We start from the raw sequence: 21,900 nt of genomic DNA, 5'->3' as shown, positions 1-21,900 counted from the left end.
GAAGGGGGCAAGGTCCGGGGATCTATTTTTTGAAGTAAGTCTCTTCGACTTCGTCTTCCGTATAGGGTTTCCCGAAAAAATATCCCTGGGCCTTTTGAATTTCCAGTTTCTCGCAGAGAGTGGCGTGAGAGGAGCTTTCCACGCCTTCGCCGACGATCTCCAGCCCCAGGGAATGGATCATGGTTGATAGCCCGTAAATCAGGGAAAGCGCCTTGGCGTTGTCCTGGCTGGCCGGCATCAGGGTTTTGTCGATCTTGACCGTATTGAGGGGGAAATTCTGCAAATGAGATATGGAGGAGAAGCCCGTGCCAAAATCATCAAGAGCAATCCGGCAGCCGATTTTGTGTATCTGATTAATGACATGGATCTTGTCTTCGGAATTATCCAGCAAAGCTGTTTCGGTCAGTTCAAATTCAATCAGGTTCGGATTAATGTCGTATTTTGCGAGTTCTTCCTCGATAAATTGAGGCAAGGTAATATCTGTCAATTGCACCACCGATAGATTGATCGCCATGGTCAATGGCACGTCTGACTTTGCGTTCCATATGGAAAGCTGATGTATGGCGGTTGTGATTACCCAACGGCCGATCGGCAGGATCAGGCGCGATTCTTCCGCCACCGGAATGAACACATCCGGCAGATGGATGTCTTCATGCGCTGTGCAGCGGATCAGAGCCTCGAAACCGATAAGGTCCTTGGTCTTCACGCTGATCACCGGTTGATAATACAGGATAAACTGTTGTTCTTTTATGGCGGATCTTAATTTCTCTTCAATTTCATAGCGTTCGGTGAACTGAGCCTGCATTTCTTCTTGAAAGAAACAGATCTGGTTGCGGCCGCTTTTCTTGGCGCGATACATGGCGATGTCAGAAAATTTGAACATTTCCTCGGCATTTTTGCCGTTGTCCGGGTGCAGGGCAATGCCGATGCTGATGGCTGATTTTATCTTGACCTGACCGACCTGAAAGGGGGTATTCAATACAGACAGGATGCGCTGGGCAATATGCGTGATATCCTGTGTGTCCTGGATGTTGGTCAGAATGATGCCGAATTCATCGCCGCCAAGACGGGCAAAAAATTCGTTGCCACGGAGATTTTTCTGAATACGTTCTACGACTTTTTTCAGGAGAATATCGCCGGCATCATGCCCGTGCGTATCATTGACATATTTGAAATTATCCAGATCGATCAGCAGCAGGGCGAGACGCGAGTCCGTGCGGGTGTGGTTGGCGATGGCAAATTTCAGGGCCTGGTCAAACATATGACGATTGGCGAGCCCGGTGAGGCTGTCTTTTTCGGCCAACTGCTTGACCTTGTGGTAGCTGTGATCAAGTTTCTTTTCCAGTTCAAATCGAGTTTGGGCGTTGAGAATGGCCCGGCGCAGAAGAGGTGCGGTAATATCCCCCTTGATCATGAAATCCTGGGCGCCGGCCCGCAGACAGCGCAACGCCAGTTGTTCCTCATCAGAGGTACTCATCATCACGATTGCCGTGCAGTTTTCCTTTGGTTCACTGCGCAGTTCCATGAGCATTTCGAGACCATCGCGGCAGGGCATGGAGTAATCCAGCAGAATGACATCAAAATGGTTCTGGCGGAATTGCGTCAGGCCTTCTTCCACCGTCATGGCTTCTGTGATGTTGCTGTAACCATTGTGATGGTTCAATGCGCGTTTGATATGTTCCCGATCAACCTGATCATCATCAACTATTAAAATATTCATATTCTTCTCAACTCTTCAAATGTTACCCAGTTACCTGAGAGACGATTAGTGAGTGCGATTATTTATGTTGCTTTTGCCATCATCCACCAAAGGGAGATGAACTATTTTCCAATATCCTTGCAGCATTTCGACGACATCAAGGAAGCCGTCTCCTGCCCCGTCCTTAACGAAATATCCTGCGATATACTTACGGTAGCTGGCGGTGATATCCTCCTCCGCCGGGGAGGTGGTCAAGACAAAAACCACGCTGTTGAAGAGAACGGGATCATTTCGCAACTGTTCAAGGAACTCAAGGCCGTTCATGCGGGGCATTTGTAAATCCAGAAGTATAATATAGGGTGTCCCCACAGCATCATCGCGCAATAGATCAAGGGCTTCGATCCCGTCGCGTGCGCGGACAATATCATTGGCAATCCGTTGTTTGCGGAATCCCCGTTCGATGCTCATGGCGTCGACATCATCATCCTCGACCAATAACAAAGTGACGGCACTGGGGGTGATTGCTGTAACACTACTCAAGGTCATTCGTCTTCTCCTGGATTGTTTTTTGCGAACGGCCATAGAACCTTTACGATGGTTCCCCGCTTGCCGTCAGAATTGATTTTCAGGTGGCCATTGTAATGTTCTATGATTTTTTTCACCATGGCCAGCCCCATGCCACTGCCTTCTACCTGATCGCGGGATTTGAGAGTTTGAAACATTTCTGTGGCTTTTTTGTGAAGTTCGGGAGGGATGCCCGGCCCGTCGTCGCTGACCTGGATCTTATGGGACGTCGGGGTCTGTTCATAGGTGACTTTGATATGGCCTTTTGACTTGTCATGATGTTTGATGGCGTTGGACACCAGATTACGTAAAATAATCTCAAGAGGAATACGGGGTACGTCGAGTTCTACATCCTGACCATCGCAGGTGAACGTCTCCGGTGCATCCAGCAGTTCAAAAATATCAGTGGTGATGTCTTTCAGGTTTACGTTTTCATCTTTATACTCATACCGCCCCACCCGGGAATACATCAACAAATCCGTCAACAAACGGGACATGCGTTGTGAGCGGCTTTTGAGCAGGGACAGATGTTCCTTTGAGCTTTCCGGAAGAATGTCATGGCAGTCTTCTTCAAGCCATGAGGCAATCTTCTGAATGGCGTTCAGCGGAGATTTCAGGTCATGGGAGGCTATATAGGCAAACTGATCCAGATCCTGGTTGGATTTCTCCAGCTTTGCGATAAGGGTTTCCTGCGCGGTTACATCGCGGGCGACCCCCAGAATAAAAGGTTCCCCTTCGGCATTTTCAAACCGGGTTTTCGTGTTCAGCAGAATGCGGGGGCTGCCGCTCGGGTCTTTGACTTTCTGGATTATTTCAGCCTTGCCTTCGGCAAAGGCCTTGCGGCTTTGGGTTTGAATGTTGTCGATTTCTTCCTGCGTGTATAATTCATTGGGCGTGGTATCGATCACCTGATTGATTTTTTTATTGGGAAAAAGTTTTATAAAGGCCGGATTGGCAAAGGCCAGACGTGAATAGGCGTCTTTGACATAAATCAGGTCAGGATTGTTATCGGTGATCAGTTTCTGGAAACTCTGGGCGTCTTTCAACTGAATCCCCAGGCGTTTTTCCTGTTCAATATTGATAATGTGAGACGCGATGAACTCAATCTTGTCGTCCTCGTTCCGCACGACGGTTGATGATGCCATACACCAGATATAGGACCCGTCCTTGGTTTTATATTGTCGTTCCTGATGCGCGACTGAAATTTCCCCGGACAACATTTTCTTCAGGGTCTTGCGGATGATGCTCAGGTCTTGCTTTGTGACGATATCTTCGGCGTACAGGTCCAGCATTTCTTCATTGGTGAAGCCCAGCCATTGACAGAAGGTCGCGTTGACTTCAATGAATTTCCCTTCTGTGTTCTGCAACGCCAGCCCGGCGGAAGAATCCTGTACCGCCAATTTTAACCAGGCATCCTTCTGGGCCAGTTTGAGCAAGGTATCTTTCTCGGCCATTTTTTCAGCCGCCGCCATTTGTTCGGTCAGGTCCTGAATGACGCCAGTATAAAACCGGCCGTCTTTGGTTCTGCCTTCGGTGACTTGCAGGGTCATGGGGAAGGTGGTGCCATCTTTGCGCAGGGCAGTCAGGGTGCGTTTTTTGCCGATGATGCGTTTCTCGCCGGTGTCATGATAATGCTGCAGATAGCCGTCATGACCGGAATGATAGGGTTCCGGCATCAGACAGTTGATGTTGCGGTCGATCAGATCCGACCTTTTGTAATTGAACATGGCCAGGGCGGCGCGGTTGACTTCCTGTATGATGCCCTTGTCGGAAATCACCAGCAGGCCATCCAGCATGGTATCAAGCGCGGCGGACTGGCGTTGATACAGGGCGCTGACGAGATCTTCCTGTTCGGCCAGCTTTTCCTGGGCCGCCATTTGGGCGGTCAGATCCTGAATAACCCCTGTGTAAAATCTTTTGTTACTGGCTTTGCCTTCGGTGACCTGCAGAGTCATGGGAAAGGTGGTGCCATCTTTACGCAGGGCGGTCAGGGTGCGTTTTTTGCCGATGATGCGTTTCTCGCCGGTGTCATGATAATGCTGCAGATAGCCGTCATGACCGGAATGATAGGGTTCCGGCATCAAACAGTTGATGTTGCGGTCGATCAGGTCTTCCCTGTGATATCCGAACATGGCCAGGGCGGCGCGGTTGACTTCCTGTATGATGCCCTTGTCGGAAATCACCAGCAGGCCATCCAGCATGGTATCAAGCGCGGCGGATTGACGTTGATAGAGGGTGCTGACCCATTGTTCCTGTTCCTGTCCCTTGAAATACAGGCGGGTCAACCAGAATAAAGATACCAGAGAGGCGATCACCATGAGGGTCAGCAACCATTGCAGGGGTAATTCATGGTATTTGAAGAAGTCCGGCGTCGCCTGCAGCTTTAATGTCCAGTTCAAGCGAAAGAAAGAGATTGTCTGACGATCTATCAATGAGGAAAGCGCTATATCCTTGCCTTTGGATCGGAATAAGACGGTATCGTTGGCATTGATCAGTTCGACGACATAGTTTTGGGTCAGGGATTTCTGGGCCAGGGGCGCCATGAATTTGTCAATCGACATCAGCGCCACGATCCAGCCCTGAAACTGATTTTCGGCATATAAAGGATGGAAAATAAATACTGCAGAGCCATCTTCGACGGGGATGATATCCTGGGCCGGGGCGGTGATGGCCGGGTTACGGGGCTGCGGGAGCGTTTCACGGATAATTTGTTTGATGCCAGGGGAAAAGCCGGAAAACGTTAAAGAGCCGTTACGGTTTTCCGACCAGAGAACTGTGATCTCGGGGGTAACCCACATCAGCGTGTCAATGCTGGAAATGTCGGTTAAATAGGTTTCCGCATCATGCCGCCACATTCTTTCCTGTAGCGCTTGCCTCTGGTTCGGACTGTAAGTGTCCTGCAATAGCGTGCGGCCCGCCGTCCAGCGGTCGCCCATACGGTGCAAGGTTTGCGTCAACCGGGTCACATCATTTTCAAGCTCTGATGATATGGCGTTGATATCCGTCTTGACCACATTGCGGTACAACCGTTGTTCGGCGGAATAGATGGTGATCGCCAGAAAGGCGAAAAAGGCCAGAACGATTGTGATGCCCAGGGCGGATAAATGATAACGTTGAACGGAAATGGTGTTTTTCGGGGGTTTGGTGAGCAACAGGATGGCGACGCCCACCAAAGCAAAGGCGATGGAGGTGTGTATCGCCATTTGTGAATATTCATCGCTGCCATAGGCCTTTTCATATCCCGTTGCGTAGCCGAGCAGGGCAATGATGCTTTGGGCGAGAACAAGGCCGCCACATATTGTCATGAAAAGATAGAACCATTGGTTTTTCTTGCCGATGGCGGGGATCAGCAATCCCAGACTGGAGAAGAAAAAACCGAGTGAAGAGTGAAGCGACATGCGCCCGGGATTTGGCGAATGCACAGTGATGTAAGACTCTATGAAAAGCTGATCGATCCCCAGATTATTGTTAAAGACATACTGAACTAATGTCGCAAGACTGAGAAGAAGCACCAGCCCCGCCAGAAGAGGGCTGAGCTGTTTCAGTGGGAATGACAGGCTGATCAGGCTGGCGCCCAGCAGGAAAAAGCCGAGGGCTGTGTTGAATTGCATGGGGACGAGACCGGCATGCACCTGAATCAGCAGGGGCGATTTGCTGTACCAGCCGAACATCACCAGAGCACTGAGCACAAGCATAAAGACGCCGATCAGCATGTGGGCTGGAAGCGGTCGTTTTATGAGTTCTGTCATCCTGTATTTTCCCAAATGTAGAGCTGATCACCAACTCGCAAATCTTTTCTCCTGCTTGTTTTTTTAGGTTTTATGGTGGGTTTTATAAGAAGAGTTTCAGGATAATAACGCAACCAGCATTAATTATGAGTTAATGCTAAATTAGTTTTTATACAGGTGATAATTCCTCTCAGAACATCCTGTAAGAATGACAGAAAAGGCTTCGGTCGGGTGATTTGCAAGCTTGGGGCAAGCTTCATCAGGCACCATACGGTTCACAAAGTAAAAGCAGACAAGTGAGACGGTCGGGAATGGTGTCCTGCGCATATTTAAGCATTATCAAGGACTGGCGACGCAACATGTCGATTATTATATTGTTGGCGCTGCCGCGGGCCTTTGGTGTTGATCCTTTGGCGTGATATAGTTTGAACAGAAAAACAGGATGATGTGATGAGACTTTTGGTCGTCGAAGATCAGGAAGAGATCGCCCGGCTGGTGCAGCGCCTGCTGCAGCGGGAAAATTATATTGTCGATATTGCCCCCACCCTGTCCTACGCCCGGGAGGCCTTGCGCTCGACGGACTATCCCCTGGTGCTGCTCGACAGAATGCTGCCGGACGGCGAGGGCACGGATCTGGTGGCCTTTGCCCGCCGCCACGACATTAAAAGCCGCTTTCTGATCCTGTCGGCTCTGGGGGATATTTCGCGCCGGGTCGAGGGGCTGGATCTGGGGGCCGATGACTATATCGTCAAACCGTTCGAGCCGGAAGAGTTGCTGGCGCGTCTGCGGGCGGCCCTGCGGCGGCCCGTGCCGGACCAGAACCGGGTCTGGCGTTGCGGCAAGGTGGCGTTTGAACTGCCGAGCCGTCAGGTGCGGATCAATGGGGGGCCGGTGAGCTTTCCGCGGCGCGAGCTTGTAATCCTGGAAACCCTGATCAAGGTCGCCGGTCGGGTGGTGACCCGCGATCATCTGGAAGACAGTGTTTACGGCTATGAAGACGAGATCCAGAGCAATACAATGGAATCCCATATCTCCCGCCTGCGCAAGCAGCTCACGCAGCAGGGGGCGGGGGTGATGATCCATGCGGTGCGCGGCGTGGGGTACATGATGAAGGAAGAGGCATGACGCCGGGTAAGATTTGGGCCTATCGCAGCTCCCTGTTCGTTCAGTTGACGGTGTTGTACTGCGTGGTGCTGGCGATGCTGTTCGTTCAGTTTTTTATCCTGCCCTTCTGGTCCAGTGAACCCGGGGGGACGGATGCCGCCGCCTTTGACCGTAACAAGGTTTCCGGCATCATCTATGGCGAGATCCTGAAAAAGGATGCCGACCTCGAGAGTCTTTTACAGAATAAGACGATTTTGCGGATTGCCCGCCTTAACCCGAAATTTCGTTTCTTTGCCGAAACGGAAGGCGACCATATTTCCTTTGGCGGGCCGCCGCGTCGGCTGCGCCTGCCGGAAAGTATTTATACCCTTGATCCGCGACCGGACGCCCCTTACCCCTGCAGTAATTTCGCGGCGGGGAATTTTCCATTCCGGGAGGCCGGGATTGTCGGGCGGGTCAGTTATAACAATTGTCCGGGCAAGGCCTATTATATCGAAGTGGCCGGGGTAGAGACATCCTCGTTTAGTCGGGGGGAACAGCTGTGGGATTTTATCACCAGTCTGCAGTTTGTATTTTTTGAAAGTCATCTTCTGCTGGGTGGCGGCATTCTTCTGACGGCGCTTCTTATCATATTTCAGGCGGTCTATTCCCTGCGCAAACTGTCGCGGGTCGCGAAAGAATTTGATCCGGACAGGAAGCATAACGCCCTGCCGGAGACAGGTTTGCCGCTGGAGGTGCGCCCCCTGGTGCGGGCATTGAACGAGATGCTGTCCCGGGTCGAGGAGGCCCATGAGAAGCATAATTTCTTTCTGGCGACGGCGGCCCATGAACTGCGCACGCCCCTGACCATCATGCGTACCCGGCTGGAAGACCTGATCGACGGGGAGATAAAAGACCAGTTGCGCCATGATATTCGCGGGATCGCCACGTTGGTTGAGCAGCTCCTGCGGCTGACTCGTTTAAAATCAGTGGAAGATCTGTCGCCAAAACCGGTCAATCTGGTGGATGTCGTACGGGCCGTTTGTGCCAATCGTGCGCCTCTCGCCATTGAACAGGGTCTTGACCTGCAGCTTAACACTGACCGGGATACTGTCCCGATTGCCGGGGACCGGGAAATGATTGCAATCGCCATCGCCAATCTGGTGGATAACGCCTTGTCCGTCAGTCGAAAGGGGGATGTGATCTCCGTCGTGGTCACGCCGAACGGGGAAGTCAGGGTGCGGGACCAGGGACCGGGGGTGACGGCCGAAAGACGGGAACAAATTTTTCATCCCTTCGCCAAAAGCCCACCCAACCGCCCCGGTCATGGTCTTGGTCTGGCGATCGTGAGGGCAGTAATGACCTTGCATAAAGGTGCTGTCGAGCATCATAACGCCCCTGGCGGCGGGTCTGAATTTACCCTGCATTTCCCGCCTTCAGCCTGATAAGTCGTCTCTGTCCCCTCCTGTTATATCCCTCAGAATTTGCACACCTTCAGCACAACCAATAGTTGATAAAAATATTATTTTCCCTGATACTGAGGATATAGACTGACGGCGCCTGAAGCGCAGGTTGCGCAGGGCGCATGGGAAAAGGACACAGAATGACTGGTTTTAATCCGCACAGAAACATGACGTATCTTCTTGGGACAACCTGGGTATCCCATCCGGATGACTTTCCGGGGGTGACGGGGGATATCCCCTGGCTTGCGCCGCTGATGCGGGAAAATATCGATACGGGATGTACAGCTTTGCTCCCGGGACAGTGTCAGACGATCAAAAAGGGTAACGTTTTCAAGAGAGATCCAGAATTTTAGACAGGCCAGAGTTTTAGACAAGCCAGAGTTTTAGACAGGCCGGGGGTTTAGACGAGATAAGGACAAGGATATGACACAGGACGCTGAAGACATCACGGAAGGCAGGGGGAGTTCGGTTTATGAACAGGTCAGGGAACTGGTTCAGACCCACGGGTTGCCGCCACAGACACATCTTATGGTAGAACATATCGCTATTATTCTGGATCCCTGTCCGAGACAGGAAATTTATCAGGCACTGTGGCGTCTGGTGCAGGAAGGGGTGGTGGTCGAACGCCCGGAATCAGGTTTTTTCACCCGTCATTTTTCCAACGTTGAAGTCTGTACCCTGTATGAGGAAAACAAGGTCCTTCTGGACCGTTCCCTGGAAATTCTCGAAGCCCATGACGTGGCGAACGGGGTTGTGCAATACCCGCAGTTATTTGTTGCCCGGGAGGATAAGGCGGAGAAGGCGGGCGCCACCGGCGGCCCGTTGTCGCAAAAAGATCTGGTGCGGATTACCGGCGAACTGTTTCTGCATATTGTCACCCAGGCCGGGCGAAGCGATTTCACCGAAATGGTGGTGATGATCAATCAACGGCTTTCTTATATCCGTCTGTGTGAATGCACCCTGATTGAGGCCGTAGACGAAGAAGTGGCCCATTTATGTCATCTGTACCACAGGAATGAAATCGGGAAATTACGGGACGCCGTGGCGCAGTATCATCTCACCAGATTTAAAACCATCCCCCGCCTGATGGCGGTTTTATAAAGGCGAAGGAACCGAGGCATGCAAACAGGGATAGCCGATGGCACAACAAAGGGCATCGCGGAAAGCAATCGCGTTTATGGCAGCATCAAAACCATGATCATGGAACATGAACTTCCGTTGGGGAAACGCATATTGGTAGAGCCGCTGGCGGATGGCCTGGGGGTGAGCAATACCCCGGTCCGGGAAGTATTGATTCATCTGGCGGCGGAACGCATGATCCGGGATGTGCCGAAAGCCGGTTTCTTCACCAAGGAAATCTCCGGCATGGAGATTCAAAGCCTTTATGTGCTTAATCTGGCGTTGCTTGATCTGTCGCTGAGCTATATTCGCGAGGCCGCCCCGGGGCCGGGGATGATGAAACCGCCTAAATTCTGCGATGACGCCGGGGAATTATGCGCCCGGACGCCGGCGGAATATGTTCATATCCTCAATCAGGTGTTTGTCCATATGGCCCGGCAGTCCGGTAATCTGGAAATCCTCCACGGGGTCAAGAATGTCAATGACAGGACCTATTATATCCGTCTGCAGGAATGCCAGTTGATGCCCACCTGGAAAGATGAACTGAAAAACATCTGCGGGCTTTATGACCAGAAGGATATCGCCGGCCTGCGTCAGGCCCTGCAGGAGTATCATGACAAAATGATCACTTTTCTGCCGGAACTGCTTTTGTTATTGCGGCGCGCCCAGGCGGAGGCGGAATGATCATGAATGATAGCTTTGTCCATGATTTGAAACACCGTTATGCCTTGGCACCGCAAGTGTATACCTGTTGTATCGAGGACCGTTGCGTGGTCTATAACCTGCGGAAGAATGACTGTCAGCTTCTGGATGCCGGTGAAAAGCAGGTTCTGGATGTGCTGATGCAGGAAGACACACCGCCGGGGGATGTCCGCCTTTCTGATCTGATGTCGGCCCTGACGTCTCTGGTGGAAAAGGATGTTTTGGTTGGCCGGGCTACTGATGGGGCAGAAACAGGACAGCGAAATTCTTTTCCTGCGGTGAAAGGTGACCTGGACAGCTATCCTTTCGACGGTATTCCCGTCATCGGGTTTGGGCATTTATACCGTTGTTTGAGGGCCGTTCTGGCCGTGAGGCTGGCTCTGTGGTGTCATTCGCTTGAGCAGATCACGGTCCGGTTGGCGCGGCGCAAGCTTCGGGCTGTCAGCCGGGGCGGCGGCGGGTCGAGTTTCATCAAGACCCGTGATCTGGTGGAGGTGTTCCGCATCCTGCAGGTTTTGTTTTACAGCAGCCGGGATGAGTCCCTGTTCGATTCCCTGGTGTTGGCCGATTTTCTTGCCTCTTACGGTATTTATCCGGAGATTGTCTGGGGCGTTTCAGTCGATCCCCTGAGCCTGCATGTCTGGGTGCAGGGTGGGGAAGTGAGTTACAATTGTCCACTGGATCATGTGGATGACTTCAAACCGATTATGGCTGTTTAACAGGAGCATGACATGTACCGCTATATCGCACTGATCTGGAATGCCGAAGATACGAAGGCCGACGCCACGGCGGATTTTCTGAGCGATTATTTTAACGCGGAAGAGACAATATGGGAGGTCCCGTATGACGGGGCGGGGATGCGGGTATTGCAGACGGGCGGCGCCCGACGGCGCATGCAGGCCTATCCGCTGTACCCGCATCAGGATCAACAGGGCGGTGTCGTGCTTGGCAAATTGCTGCACAAGGCCCGGCGGTTGCAAGCCATTTCCCAAAATGCGGACTTTACCGTTCCGGAGGCGCGGCAGGTTTTGCAGACGGAAGGACAATGCCTGGCCGAGGACTATTGGGGCGCCTATGTGGCTTTTTTCCAGACAGCATCCCGGAAATATATTCTGGTGGATCCCATGGGCGGGCTGGGGTGTTTTTGTCTGGTTTACCGCGGGGTGGAGATATATTTTTCAGCGCTGCGTGATATGGCGGCCTGCGATTTTATTGATCTTTCCGTTGACTGGACAGGGGTGGCGCAAAAGCTGAACTATGGTCAGGGACGCACGGATGTCCCGATCAACGGGGTGAGTAAGATTCTGCCGGGGCAGAGACTGGTCCTGACACCGGACGGCAGGCGGGCCAATTTTTGCTGGGACCCGCAACAGATCGCCCAGAGCGACATCATCTACGATATGGATCAGGCGGTGGCGCTGTTGCGGCATACCATCCTTGATACGGTGGCGGCCCTTGCCGCGCCATACAGTCGTATCGTGCAGTCGATCGGGGGACTGGATTCTTCCATCCTTCTGGCCTGTCTGAGGCAGGCGCCTTCGGCCCCGGAACTGTTCTGCATCAACCAGTATGGCGACAGCCGGGAGGGGGATGAACGTTATTTCGTCCGTAAGACGGTGGCTCATATGGATGTGCCTCTTGTTGAATATCAGGCGCCGCCGGTGACGCTGGATTTTCAGACCCTGTCCGAGATGTCGGTTACGTCGACACCACCGTTTTATCTGTTCCTGATGCAGGACCGACGGGTGGTTAATCAATATATGACAGACGTCAGGGCGGAGGTAATGTTCAACGGTTTTGGCGGTGACGAGATTCTTTATGCCCACGGATTTAATTTTGGTCCCATCGATTATATCAAACTGCGCGGCCTGCGTCCCGGACTGGTGAAAGTGATAATGGAGGCGGCGCGGATGCAGCGCCGGTCGGTCTGGGCGATCCTGCCGGAAATTATCCGCGGGCTGTCCGGGCCGGAATCTGTCGCAACGCAGCAATCCAGCACCTGGTCCCATGCCTTTCTGACGCCAGAGATATTGGCGTTGGTGACGGCCCCGGAACAGACCCACCCCTGGTCGCATCGGGCGGCCGGGGTGCCGCCGGGAAAATTCAATCATCTTTCGCCTCTGGCGACGGGGCGGTTTGACCGGGAAGGTTTCGCGCCCCCGGAACATTCCCACAGCACCCTGCATCCCTTTCTGATGCAGCCGGTGGTCGAGGCCTGTTTGCGCATCCCGGTGTGGCTGCTGCTGGCCGATGGCAAGGGCCGGGGGCTGGCGCGCAAGGCTTTTCAGCAGGATCTGCCGCCGGAAGTGGTGTGGCGCACGTCAAAATCGGCGATCTACCCGCCGAGCAAGCCGTTGATTCAGGAAAATATCGATGTGATCCGTGGTCTGATGCTGGAAGGGGAAATGGTCAGGGGGGGATTTCTGCGTCGGGACCATCTGGAAGATATCATGAAAAACCCGGCGGAGATGAGCGAAGGGGACCACGGGTTTTTGTTTTATTTTCTGGATATGGAGCTCTGGGCCCGGAAATTAAAAGGCGAGACATTCGCAGATTTTATCCGGTCGAAAGTGGCCTGACTTGACTTCAACTTAAGTGGAACGAGGCAATATGATGCATGAAAATTTTTTGAAAGATATCCGGGAGCGGTATTTCCTGGCGAAGCATATTTTCTATACCAATGTGGATGGTCACTTTGTGGTGCTTGATTTGCGTCAGAACAGTTATTTGTTGCTCAGTGATACAGAAAAATATGTGTTCAGCCTATTATTTGAAGGGCAGAACAAACTGGACGCCCAGGGGCCGGACCATTTTAAGAAACTGATCGAAGACCTGGTGATACAGGGCCTGCTGGTGGATACTCCCCAAAAGGCCCGCCAACACAGCGCGCCGGACCTGCCGCCCGTGACAAGAGAAATCAGCGGTTATCCTTATGACGGTCTGCCCGACATTCGCGCCAGCCATGTCTATCGGTGTCTGAAGGCGTTTTTATACACCCGGCTGGTGTGGTGGTTCAACCCCATGGAAAAGATCATCCACAAGATCAAAAAACGGCAAACGCGTCTGGCGGCGCGTCCACAGCCGGAGGCCAGTATTGAGCAGATCCGCGAACTGATCGAGATATTTCGCATTCTCAAAGGTCTGTTTTACACCGCCCATAATGAATGCCTGTTCGATTCTCTGACCATGGTGAACTTTCTGGCGTCCTACGGCATCTACCCCCATGTGGTTTTCGGAGTGCAGATGGGCCCCTTCGCGGCCCATGCGTGGGTTCAGGAAGGTCGCCGCATTTACAACGGCCAGATCACCCAGGTGGCTGATTTCAAACCGATCATGATTGTTTAACAAAAAGGATTAAGACATGTACCGCTACATCTCATTTATCTGGAACGCGGCCGATCCTCAGGCGACGGAGACAGCGCATTTCCTGCAGAATACCTTCACGGATATGTCCTCGGCCTGGCAGACCGCCTATGACGGTTCAGGACTGTGTGTTATGCACCGGGACGAAGAACCAAACCGTATGCAAGCTTATGCGTTGCCGACCCAGGATGAGAATAGTGGCGGCGTGGTGGTGGGCAAGTTGCTGACGCGCGACCGCCGTCCTGAAGCGGTTTCCCGTAATGCGCATATAACGGTACCGGAGGCGCGCCGGGTTATCCATACGTCCGGGCGGGCGCTGGTGGAAGATTACTGGGGCACTTATGTTGCCTTTTTTCAACGCGGACCGCGCAAATATGTGCTGGTGGACCCCATGGGACAGCTTCCCTGTTACAAGACCGGTTATCGCGGGGTGGAGATTTATTTCACCTATATGCCCGATGTGGCGGCCTGCAGGTTTCTTGATTTTTCCATCGACTGGCCGGTGATTGCCAAGGGATTGATTTATCCTGTCGATCACACCCGGGTTCCCATCTGTGAAATGACAAAAATTAAGTCAGGAGAATGTGTGACCATCACCCCGGAGGGGACGGCGAAAACATTTTACTGGAATCCGCAGAAGATTACCCAGACGGACGTGATCGAGGATGTGGATGAAGCCAGCCGCACCTTGCGCCAGGCCATTCTGGCGACGGTGACCAGCATGGCGGCCCCCTATGATGGCGCCATAGACATGATTGGCGGTCTTGATTCATCCATTCTCATGGCGGCCTTGGCGCAGGTGCCTGCCCCGTTTAAACTCACAGGGCTAAATTCCTATGAAGAAGATCCTGGCGGGGATGAACGTTATTATGTGCGTCAGACCTGTCATCACCTCGGCGTGCCGTTGATTGAACATAAGGCGGAAGTCAGCCGTTTCACGGTTCACGGGGATGATATGGTGCCGATCACGCCCTGGCCGACCGACCATTGCGTGGCCCCGACCTATAAGAAATTTATCCATGACCGGTTGACGGAAAATGGCGGCGGGGTGATTTTTAACGGCTCTGGCGGGGATGAGATGCTTTATTGCCACGGCAAGAATTATGCGGTGATTGACTATCTCAAGACCCACGGCATCCGGCCACCGTTGTTTCGGTTGATTATGGAAGCTTCCCGCATGCAGCAGCGGTCCGTCTGGTCGATCCTGCCCTCAATCATGCGGGATGGTTTTGGTAAAAACAGGATTGAGGCGGTGGCCGCACAACCCACCAGTCTTTTAACGGCCCAGGTTCAGGATATGGTCGAGGCCGAGCGGCAGCGGGAAGAGCAGACGGTCCATCCCTGGCTGGAATTTCGCGAGAATGTCACGCCGGGGAAAATCGACCATATAGAACCGTTGATCTTTGGACAGTATAAAAGGGAAGAAGCGATGGTTCCCGAACATTTCTTCGAAACCCTGCGACCTTATTTGTCGCTGCCGGTGATTGAAACCTGTCTGAGGATTCCCCTGTGGGTGTTGCTGGCGGACGGCAAGGGCCGGGGCCTGGCGCGCAAGGCGTTCAAGGACCTGTTGCCGCCGGAAGTGGTGTGGCGCAGTTCGAAATCATTGAGCGGTAAATATTTCTGGTCCTATACATTGGCCAACCTGGACAAGTTCCGGGAATTGCTGATGGATGGCGAATTGGTGCGGGAAGGACTACTGGACCGGGCCAGTCTGGAAAAAACCCTCAATCGCGACCATGATATCGAACTGAGGGATTTTGCCGGGGTGCATTCCTATCTGTCGGCTGAACTTTGGGCCCGGAAAATGAAAGGTGAAACTTTTGCCGATATTGTCAGGTCTAATGTAGCGTAGTATATAAAATATATAATGATATTATAAAGTTGGGAAGTCTTTTGGAGTAATTGTATACTTGTGAAGTCGAAAAACTTCGACATTATCTCAACTCTAAAATGACTGGAGAATACTATGATTGATCTTGGAAAAGTATCCGTAGCGACAAAAATCAAGAAACCTGTAGGTGTGCCAGACCATTTGCTGACCCCTGACATCTTTGTCGAGGTCCCTGCGGATGGTCAGATTTAAGGGGTGCGCAGATTTTGCGAAACTCTACCTCTATAAAAAATTAAACTAGAACAAAATAGTGAACTGGGAAACAAAGCGTTAGGTTTGTTTCTTTTTTTCTGAAAAAAATCAATATAATATAATAGAATTATAAAGTTATGGCGATTTTTAAAATAATTATATACTTGTGAGGTCGAAAAACTTCGACATTATCTCAACTCTAAAACGACTGGAGAATACTATGATTGATCTTGGAAAAGTATCCGTAGCGACAAAAATCAAGAAGCCTATAGGTGTGCCAGACCATCTTTTGCGCCCTGACATCTTTGTCGAAGTCCCAGCGGACGGTCAGGTTTAAGGAACTTAAAGCATCATCCGGCTTTGTTCGGATGATGCTTTAAACCAGAGTAGTATGTTGACTGGGGAGACACGGTAAACTGTAACGTGTCTCCCCCCTTTTGAGACAAAACAAGGTCTGATTTTATTAGGGGGTTACAGAATAAATCGACATTGGTTCAACTCTAACTGAACGGGAGAATATTATGATTGATCTTGGGAAAGTGTCTGTAATGACCAAAGTCAAAAAGGCCGTAGGTGTTCCAGACGACCTGATGACGCCCAATATATTTGTTGAAATACCTGAAGATTCGTGTGGGGTATTTCCTTTCTTTACATGTTGATTTTGAAGAGAGGCTGAATAGTAATGCCAAGGGGGAGGGATATGTTCTACCTTTTAAGCTGGAGCAGAGTTGTTTTTATGCTCCTATCTGAAATAATATAATAGAATTATAAAGTTAGAACGATAGTTGAAATGATTATATAATTGTGATGTCGGAACCATCCGACATTAACTCAACTCTAAACTGACTGGAGAAAACTATGATTGATCTTGGAAAAGTATCCGTAGCGACAAAAATCAAAAAACCTGTAGGCGTGCCAGACCATCTGCTGCTGCCTGATATTTTTGTTGAAGTTCCTGCAGACGGCCAGATCTAGGAGCCGGGCAGAATATGCATGATGCGGCTCCCGGAGGCCTGTATCTGCATCACTTGACGTAACTTGACTCGGGAAACACAGTGGGGACACCGTGTTTCCCTTTTTTTGCGGGGGCTTAATCTTTTATTTTCAGATGTTCTTGGACCTTATTTCTTTGTCTGCATATTTATCTTATGCCTTTCTCGTAAGGTCCGCCAACGTTCATATTGAGCGGCTTTTGCCGGATCACCGTCTTCCGCCCCCCTGAGCCAGAATTTGAACCAGTCTAGATTACGACTGTAAATACGTTCATTGTGGGCCGGTTGCCATTTGACATGATATTCGTCGGGATATTGATATAACTCCACCGGCTTACCTGCGTCCAGCAGCGCATAATAGGTGTCCGACATGAAATAAAATTCCCGGTCAGCGGTCTGCATCAGGATCGGTGTGTCAATTTTATCGGCCTGGGCGGCGAGGGAATATTTCAGCCGTTTAGTGTGGCCTTCCGGCGTAAAGGGTTTGCCAAAGGCATGATCCAGCCGCTTGCCGGGGCCTGCGCCGGGCGGGAATTTACGGTAAGGGGGGATGGAAGACAGTCCCGTTGAGGAAGCAGCGGCGTAATTGCGTCGCATCAGAAGTGTGTCCAGCACCACATCACCGTAACTGAAGCCTGTAACGCCGATGCGATCAGGATCAGCGATGCCACGGGCCACAAGATCATCAATCATATTTTCCACGGCGGTCGCGGGGCGCTGTTCGATATAGATCTTTTTCTCATGATTTATATTTGAATCAGGGAAAGGGGCCTTCTGCTGTTCTTTATCAAAATTCTGGCGATGGTCAAAACTTAACACGGCCACGCCGTCGCGGGCATAAACATGGAGAGGTTGCTCATGTCCTGTGGCGCCGCGCAGAAAACCATAGGAATGATACTGGGTAACGACCAGCGGGTATTTTTTTCCCTTTTGATAGCCTTTGGGATAAATCAGATGACCGTAAACCTCATGACCGTAGGCGTCCTTGCCGAGAATTTTTTCGACCTTGGTGAATCGGATGTCGTCAAATTCCGGATTGACGCTGGCGATAGGAGTGATCCCGCCGGTGACACTATTCAGCGCCACGATTTTTGTGGGGGAAGTCCAGGTTTGATGGCCACAAATTAGGCGCAGGCCGGTAAGTTCGCACTGGGAAAATATATCGTTGCTGCTATGGATTTGACGAATTTTCCGGGTTTCCGGTGTCCAGCCATAAAAGGAGATCAGGCTGTGGTGAGGCCCGTCCACGACCTTGAAGATGATTTCTTTACCATTGGGGGACCACCAAAGATCCTGAAAGCCTGTGCCTTGAATGCCGCGGCATTGGGGCGCGGCACACCGGATGGTATCACCGTTATGGCGGACGGTGAGAACCACCGGGGGACGCAAGCCCTTATAGATTTCGGGGTCGACATTCTCGGCCCAGGCCCTTGCGCTCCCGTCCGGAGACATCTTTGTGCGAAACTTCAGGTCGGCGCCCTTGAGTGGCCCCTGACGCATCATGGTCGAGAAATCATCATCCTGGTCGCCCAACAGCTTGAGATCATCCTGAGTGGCGTTACGGGTTGTGCCGGAGGCGATATCATAGACGAAATTTTTCAACCGGCAGGATAGCTTATCACTGCCCAGGGAAATCCGCGCCCGGCCATCGGTGCAAAAGGGGATCATCGGACCATGTTCGAGATAATAAAGCGCTGGATTCTGTTGCAGATAGCCGTCCCGGGCGAGGGTTTTCTTAAGCGCCGCCAGTTCCGCGTGGCTGCGCCCCATGGTGTAGAAAAGTTTGGCGCCGTCCGGGGACAGGCGCGGGCTCATCACATCGCCGGCTTGATGGCTGATCTGTTCGGCCTTGGCGGCGTTCAGGGAACTGCGCCAGATCTGGATCGTGCCCTGATGCTTTTTGGTGAAATAAACCCAGTCGTTATCCGGGGCCCAAACGATTGCGCTCGGGAAAAATTGTCCGATACGGTCGTCGCGCACAGGTTCGGTGCCGGTGTCCACGATATGGGGCGCGGCCCCGGGCTGTGTGGCGACGATATACCAGGCGACGGTGAAATCATTGCTGTCCGCGTGGCGCTGGAGGGTTTGAAAGGCGACATACTGACCGTTCGGGGACAGCCGGATGGTCTGTACGTCGCGAAACTCCACCAGATCCCTGACGGTAATGTCCCGTTTGGGCGCGGCCTGCACGGCGGTGATGATGCCGGTGGTCGCTAAAAACAGAAGCCGGAGAAAAAAGGCAAGGGAAGATAAACGAGGTGAAATAAAAGGGAGCATAATGATCTTTCCTTTTGATTGGGGCTGTGGCTTTCATGATGAAAGACGTTTGATGGATATTTACCTTTTATAAAAATCTTATAATTTTGAGTGTGGTTAAGATTTCCATTAAACTGGTGATTGTCGAAATGGTTCGGCGTTTTTAATTACTTGAGACATAGGAGGCGATTATGATTGTTCTTGGAAAGACCACGGAAATTACGAAAATTTATAAATGTGTAGGTAAGCCGGATCACCTGCTTGTGCCGGATATCTTCGTTGAACATTGAGGTGTCCAGATCAGTTTTTTTCGGACCGTTTCGGCATTTCTTTGAAACATGACAGGAGATATTTATGATAAATCTGGGAAAAATACATCAAGTTACACGAGTTAATAAGGGGGCGTGCTTTCCACCTGACCATATATTGCAACCTGATATTTTTTGCGAGTATCCAGACTGAAAGACTTGTTGTCTGAGAGGGGAGGCCCGCCATTCTTGTGGAGAGGATGCCTCCCTCTCGCCTCGTTACTTTTTTATCCCCTTTAAATGCGTTTCATGCGTTTCCCGCAATTTGCGCCAGCGTTCATATTGCGGGGATTTTTCCGGGGCGCCGTCTTCCGCCCCCCTGAGCCAGAAGTTGAACCAGTCGAGATTGCGGCTATAAATCCAGTAATTATGGGCCGGCTGCCACTTGATATGATACTCGTCGGGATAGGTATACATCTCCACCGGTTTGCCTTCGCCTGTCAGCGCATAATAGACACTGAGCATGCTGTAGACTTCCTTATCGGTAACATTCATCAGAATCGGGCTGTCGATCTCGCTGGCGTGGGCCTCCAGAGAATATTTAACCCGCATCTCCAGGCCTTTCTCACTGAACGGCTTGCCAAAAATTTCCGCAAAGGCTTTGGCGGTGTTGCTGCTGTAGGGCAGGACGTTATGCAAGGGCACGGAGGGCGGTCCGGCGGAGGAGACGGCGGCATAGTTGCGCCGCAGGAGCATTGTGCTCAGCACCTGATCGCCGTAGCTAAAGCCGGTCACACCGATGTGATCCGGGTCGGCGATGCCGCGCGCAACCAGCCTGTCGACCATATTTTCCACGGCCGTCGCCGGGCCTTCCTTGATATGCAGATTGGTGAAATGGGCGACATTGGTGCCGGGGAAAACGGCTGTTTTCTGATAGTCCGCCCTGTTCAGGCGGTGGTCAAAACTCAGCACCGCAATGCCGTCGCGGGCATAGGCGTGGATCGGCTGTTCATGCCCGGTGGCGCCGCGCAGGAAACCGTAGGAATGATACTGGGTGACGATCAGGGGATATTTTCTGCCCTTTTGATAGTCCTTGGGATAGACCAGGTGGCCGTAGACCTTGTGGCCATAGGCATCCTCGCCGAGGATTTTCTCCACCTTGGTAAAGCGGATGGCCTTAAAGTCGGGGTTCACGTCGATAAGCGGGGTCAGCTTGCCACTCTCCAGATCAAGGGCGGAGATTTTCTTGGGCGAGGTCCAGCTTTCCTGGCCGCAGATCAGCCGCAGGCCGGTGATCTGACAGCCGGACAGGCTGTCGTCGCTGCGCAGGAGGGGCCGCACATGCTGGTCGCCCGGGGTCCAGCCGTAGAAGGCGGTGAGGCTGTGGTGCGGATCATTATTGACCTTGAAAATAATTTCCCGGCCATTGGGGTGCCACCAGATGCCGCCAAAGCCGACCAGATCCTGATCAAGGCATTCCGGGGCCGGGCAGCGCAGGGGTGTGCCGTCGGCGGTGGTGGCGGTGAGCGCCATGAGCGGAAAGACGCCTTTATAAACCTCGGGATCGGCATTTTCGATCCAGGCGAGCCGGCCGCCATCTGGGGACGGGGTCTGCATCTTCCTGACGGTCTTGCTCATCTGGATGCCCATTCTGGCGATGACATCCAGCGTATCGTCCAGAGGCGGCAGGGCGTCAAGCTCGGCCTGCGCGGCGGTGCGGACACTGCCGGCCCCGATATCATAAACCCAGTTGGTCAGCAGACAGGCGAGGTTTTTGTCGAACGTCTTGCTGCGGGGTTTGCCGTCGGTGCAGGGCGGGATCATTGGCCCGTGGGAAACATAATAGAGCGGGGGGTTTTGTTCCAGATATCCACGGCGGTCGCCGTCGGCCTTCAGGGCTTGGATCTCTGCGTGGGTGCGGCCCAAGGTGAAAAATAACCGTTTGCCGTCCGGGCCCATGCGCATGCTCTGGATGTCGCCGGGCTTATGGGTGATCTGCTGGGCCTGTTGCGTGTTCAGGGAGGCGCGCCAGACCTGAATGCTGTCCTGCTTTCTCTTGGTGTAATAGATCCATTTGCTGTCCGGGGTCCAGGCGATGGTGCTGCCGGTCAGGTATCCGGCGGGTTTGATGATGAAGGGTTCTGTCCCGGTATCGACAATCCGCGCCGTGGCGCCAGCTTGTGTCGGTGCAATATACCACTGCAGGGTGAAATCATTGCTGTCACTATGGCGCTGCACCGTTTGGAAGGCAATATATTTGCCGTCGGGCGACAGGCGCATGCTGCTGATATCGCGGATCGAAATCAGGTCATCGATGGTAATGTCCCGTTTGGGCGGGGCAGACTTTGCCTGCAGCGGGGCGGTCAACCCCAGGGTCAGTACGATTATCATGATGCCGAAGATGGCAGGGGGCACGGGTTTTATTTTCATGTCAGAATTCCGTCATCTCGTATGAATAAAGATTGTCAAAACGTATCTACTGGATCGTTGGTTTTTAGAATTAACGTAACAAGATTGCCTGAACCTTGTGTGCTGCCGGTAAACCGCGAGAATTTAGCCGGCAGTTATACAGGGGCGATGTCGGTGGCGGCGTGCTT

The 21,900-nt window shown here is 52.3% G+C and carries 14 protein-coding genes; 9 read left to right on the top strand and 5 right to left on the bottom strand.

Going from position 1 to position 21,900, the window contains the following annotated elements; all coding sequences use genetic code 11:
- Nucleotides 1–22 precede the first annotated feature (22 nt).
- The 3 genes from FIV45_RS14310 to FIV45_RS14300 are packed head-to-tail and all read right to left on the bottom strand — an operon-like array spanning nucleotide 23 to nucleotide 6,012.
- Nucleotides 23–1,720 (bottom strand): two-component system response regulator, encoded by a 1,698-nt coding sequence (locus FIV45_RS14310; RefSeq protein WP_099475062.1) that lies wholly within the window; start codon nucleotides 1,718–1,720, stop codon nucleotides 23–25.
- A 45-nt stretch (nucleotides 1,721–1,765) separates the two neighbouring features.
- Nucleotides 1,766–2,245, bottom strand: a complete 480-nt coding sequence (locus FIV45_RS14305) for a response regulator (RefSeq protein ID WP_099475063.1) — start codon at nucleotides 2,243–2,245, stop codon at nucleotides 1,766–1,768.
- Nucleotides 2,242–6,012: a PAS domain S-box protein gene (locus tag FIV45_RS14300; RefSeq protein WP_139932355.1), complete on the bottom strand. Its 3,771-nt coding sequence runs from the start codon at nucleotides 6,010–6,012 to the stop codon at nucleotides 2,242–2,244. The genes FIV45_RS14305 and FIV45_RS14300 overlap by 4 nt, the downstream gene beginning before the upstream one ends.
- Nucleotides 6,013–6,441: 429 nt before the next feature.
- Here FIV45_RS14300 and FIV45_RS14295 point away from each other — a divergent pair, with 429 nt between their 5' ends.
- The 9 genes from FIV45_RS14295 (at nucleotide 6,442) to FIV45_RS14255 (ending at nucleotide 15,576) form a co-directional block, all read left to right on the top strand.
- On the top strand, nucleotides 6,442–7,116 hold the full coding sequence (locus tag FIV45_RS14295; protein ID WP_099475065.1) for a response regulator transcription factor: 675 nt from the start codon (nucleotides 6,442–6,444) through the stop codon (nucleotides 7,114–7,116).
- Nucleotides 7,113–8,519, top strand: coding sequence for a sensor histidine kinase (locus tag FIV45_RS14290; RefSeq protein ID WP_099475066.1), 1,407 nt, complete (start codon nucleotides 7,113–7,115; stop codon nucleotides 8,517–8,519). The genes FIV45_RS14295 and FIV45_RS14290 overlap by 4 nt, the downstream gene beginning before the upstream one ends.
- Nucleotides 8,520–8,677: 158 nt before the next feature.
- Nucleotides 8,678–8,890 carry a hypothetical protein gene (locus FIV45_RS14285; protein WP_133118618.1) on the top strand — a complete coding sequence of 71 codons (213 nt, stop codon included), beginning with the start codon at nucleotides 8,678–8,680 and terminating at the stop codon, nucleotides 8,888–8,890.
- Between the two features lie 70 nt (nucleotides 8,891–8,960).
- A complete protein-coding gene (locus tag FIV45_RS14280; protein ID WP_099475068.1) occupies nucleotides 8,961–9,638 on the top strand; it encodes a GntR family transcriptional regulator in 678 nt (225 codons plus the stop codon).
- 18 nt (nucleotides 9,639–9,656) lie between these two features.
- Entirely contained in the window at nucleotides 9,657–10,340 is a 684-nt protein-coding gene (locus FIV45_RS14275) for a GntR family transcriptional regulator (protein WP_099475069.1), read from the top strand.
- A complete protein-coding gene (locus tag FIV45_RS14270) occupies nucleotides 10,337–11,077 on the top strand; it encodes a lasso peptide biosynthesis protein (RefSeq protein ID WP_099475070.1) in 741 nt (246 codons plus the stop codon). The genes FIV45_RS14275 and FIV45_RS14270 overlap by 4 nt, the downstream gene beginning before the upstream one ends.
- A 12-nt stretch (nucleotides 11,078–11,089) precedes the next feature.
- Nucleotides 11,090–12,937: an asparagine synthase-related protein gene (locus FIV45_RS14265; RefSeq protein ID WP_099475071.1), complete on the top strand. Its 1,848-nt coding sequence runs from the start codon at nucleotides 11,090–11,092 to the stop codon at nucleotides 12,935–12,937.
- A gap of 34 nt (nucleotides 12,938–12,971) precedes the next feature.
- Nucleotides 12,972–13,703: a lasso peptide biosynthesis B2 protein gene (locus tag FIV45_RS14260; RefSeq protein WP_181040085.1), complete on the top strand. Its 732-nt coding sequence runs from the start codon at nucleotides 12,972–12,974 to the stop codon at nucleotides 13,701–13,703.
- 16 nt (nucleotides 13,704–13,719) lie between these two features.
- Nucleotides 13,720–15,576, top strand: coding sequence for an asparagine synthase-related protein (locus FIV45_RS14255; RefSeq protein WP_099475073.1), 1,857 nt, complete (start codon nucleotides 13,720–13,722; stop codon nucleotides 15,574–15,576).
- A gap of 1,352 nt (nucleotides 15,577–16,928) precedes the next feature.
- Here the strand turns inward: FIV45_RS14255 and FIV45_RS14250 are convergent.
- The gene (locus FIV45_RS14250) at nucleotides 16,929–19,076 is read right to left on the bottom strand and encodes an Atxe2 family lasso peptide isopeptidase (RefSeq protein ID WP_099475074.1); all 2,148 of its coding nucleotides are present in this window, start codon (nucleotides 19,074–19,076) and stop codon (nucleotides 16,929–16,931) included.
- A gap of 506 nt (nucleotides 19,077–19,582) precedes the next feature.
- Nucleotides 19,583–21,733 (bottom strand): Atxe2 family lasso peptide isopeptidase, encoded by a 2,151-nt coding sequence (locus FIV45_RS14245; protein WP_099475075.1) that lies wholly within the window; start codon nucleotides 21,731–21,733, stop codon nucleotides 19,583–19,585.
- Nucleotides 21,734–21,900 lie beyond the last annotated feature (167 nt).

This window comes from Paremcibacter congregatus, assembly GCF_006385135.1.
GTDB lineage: Bacteria > Pseudomonadota > Alphaproteobacteria > Sphingomonadales > Emcibacteraceae > Paremcibacter > Paremcibacter congregatus.
The sequence above is the reverse complement of the archived record's forward strand: the minus strand, read 5'-3'. Positions and strand labels throughout refer to the sequence as shown.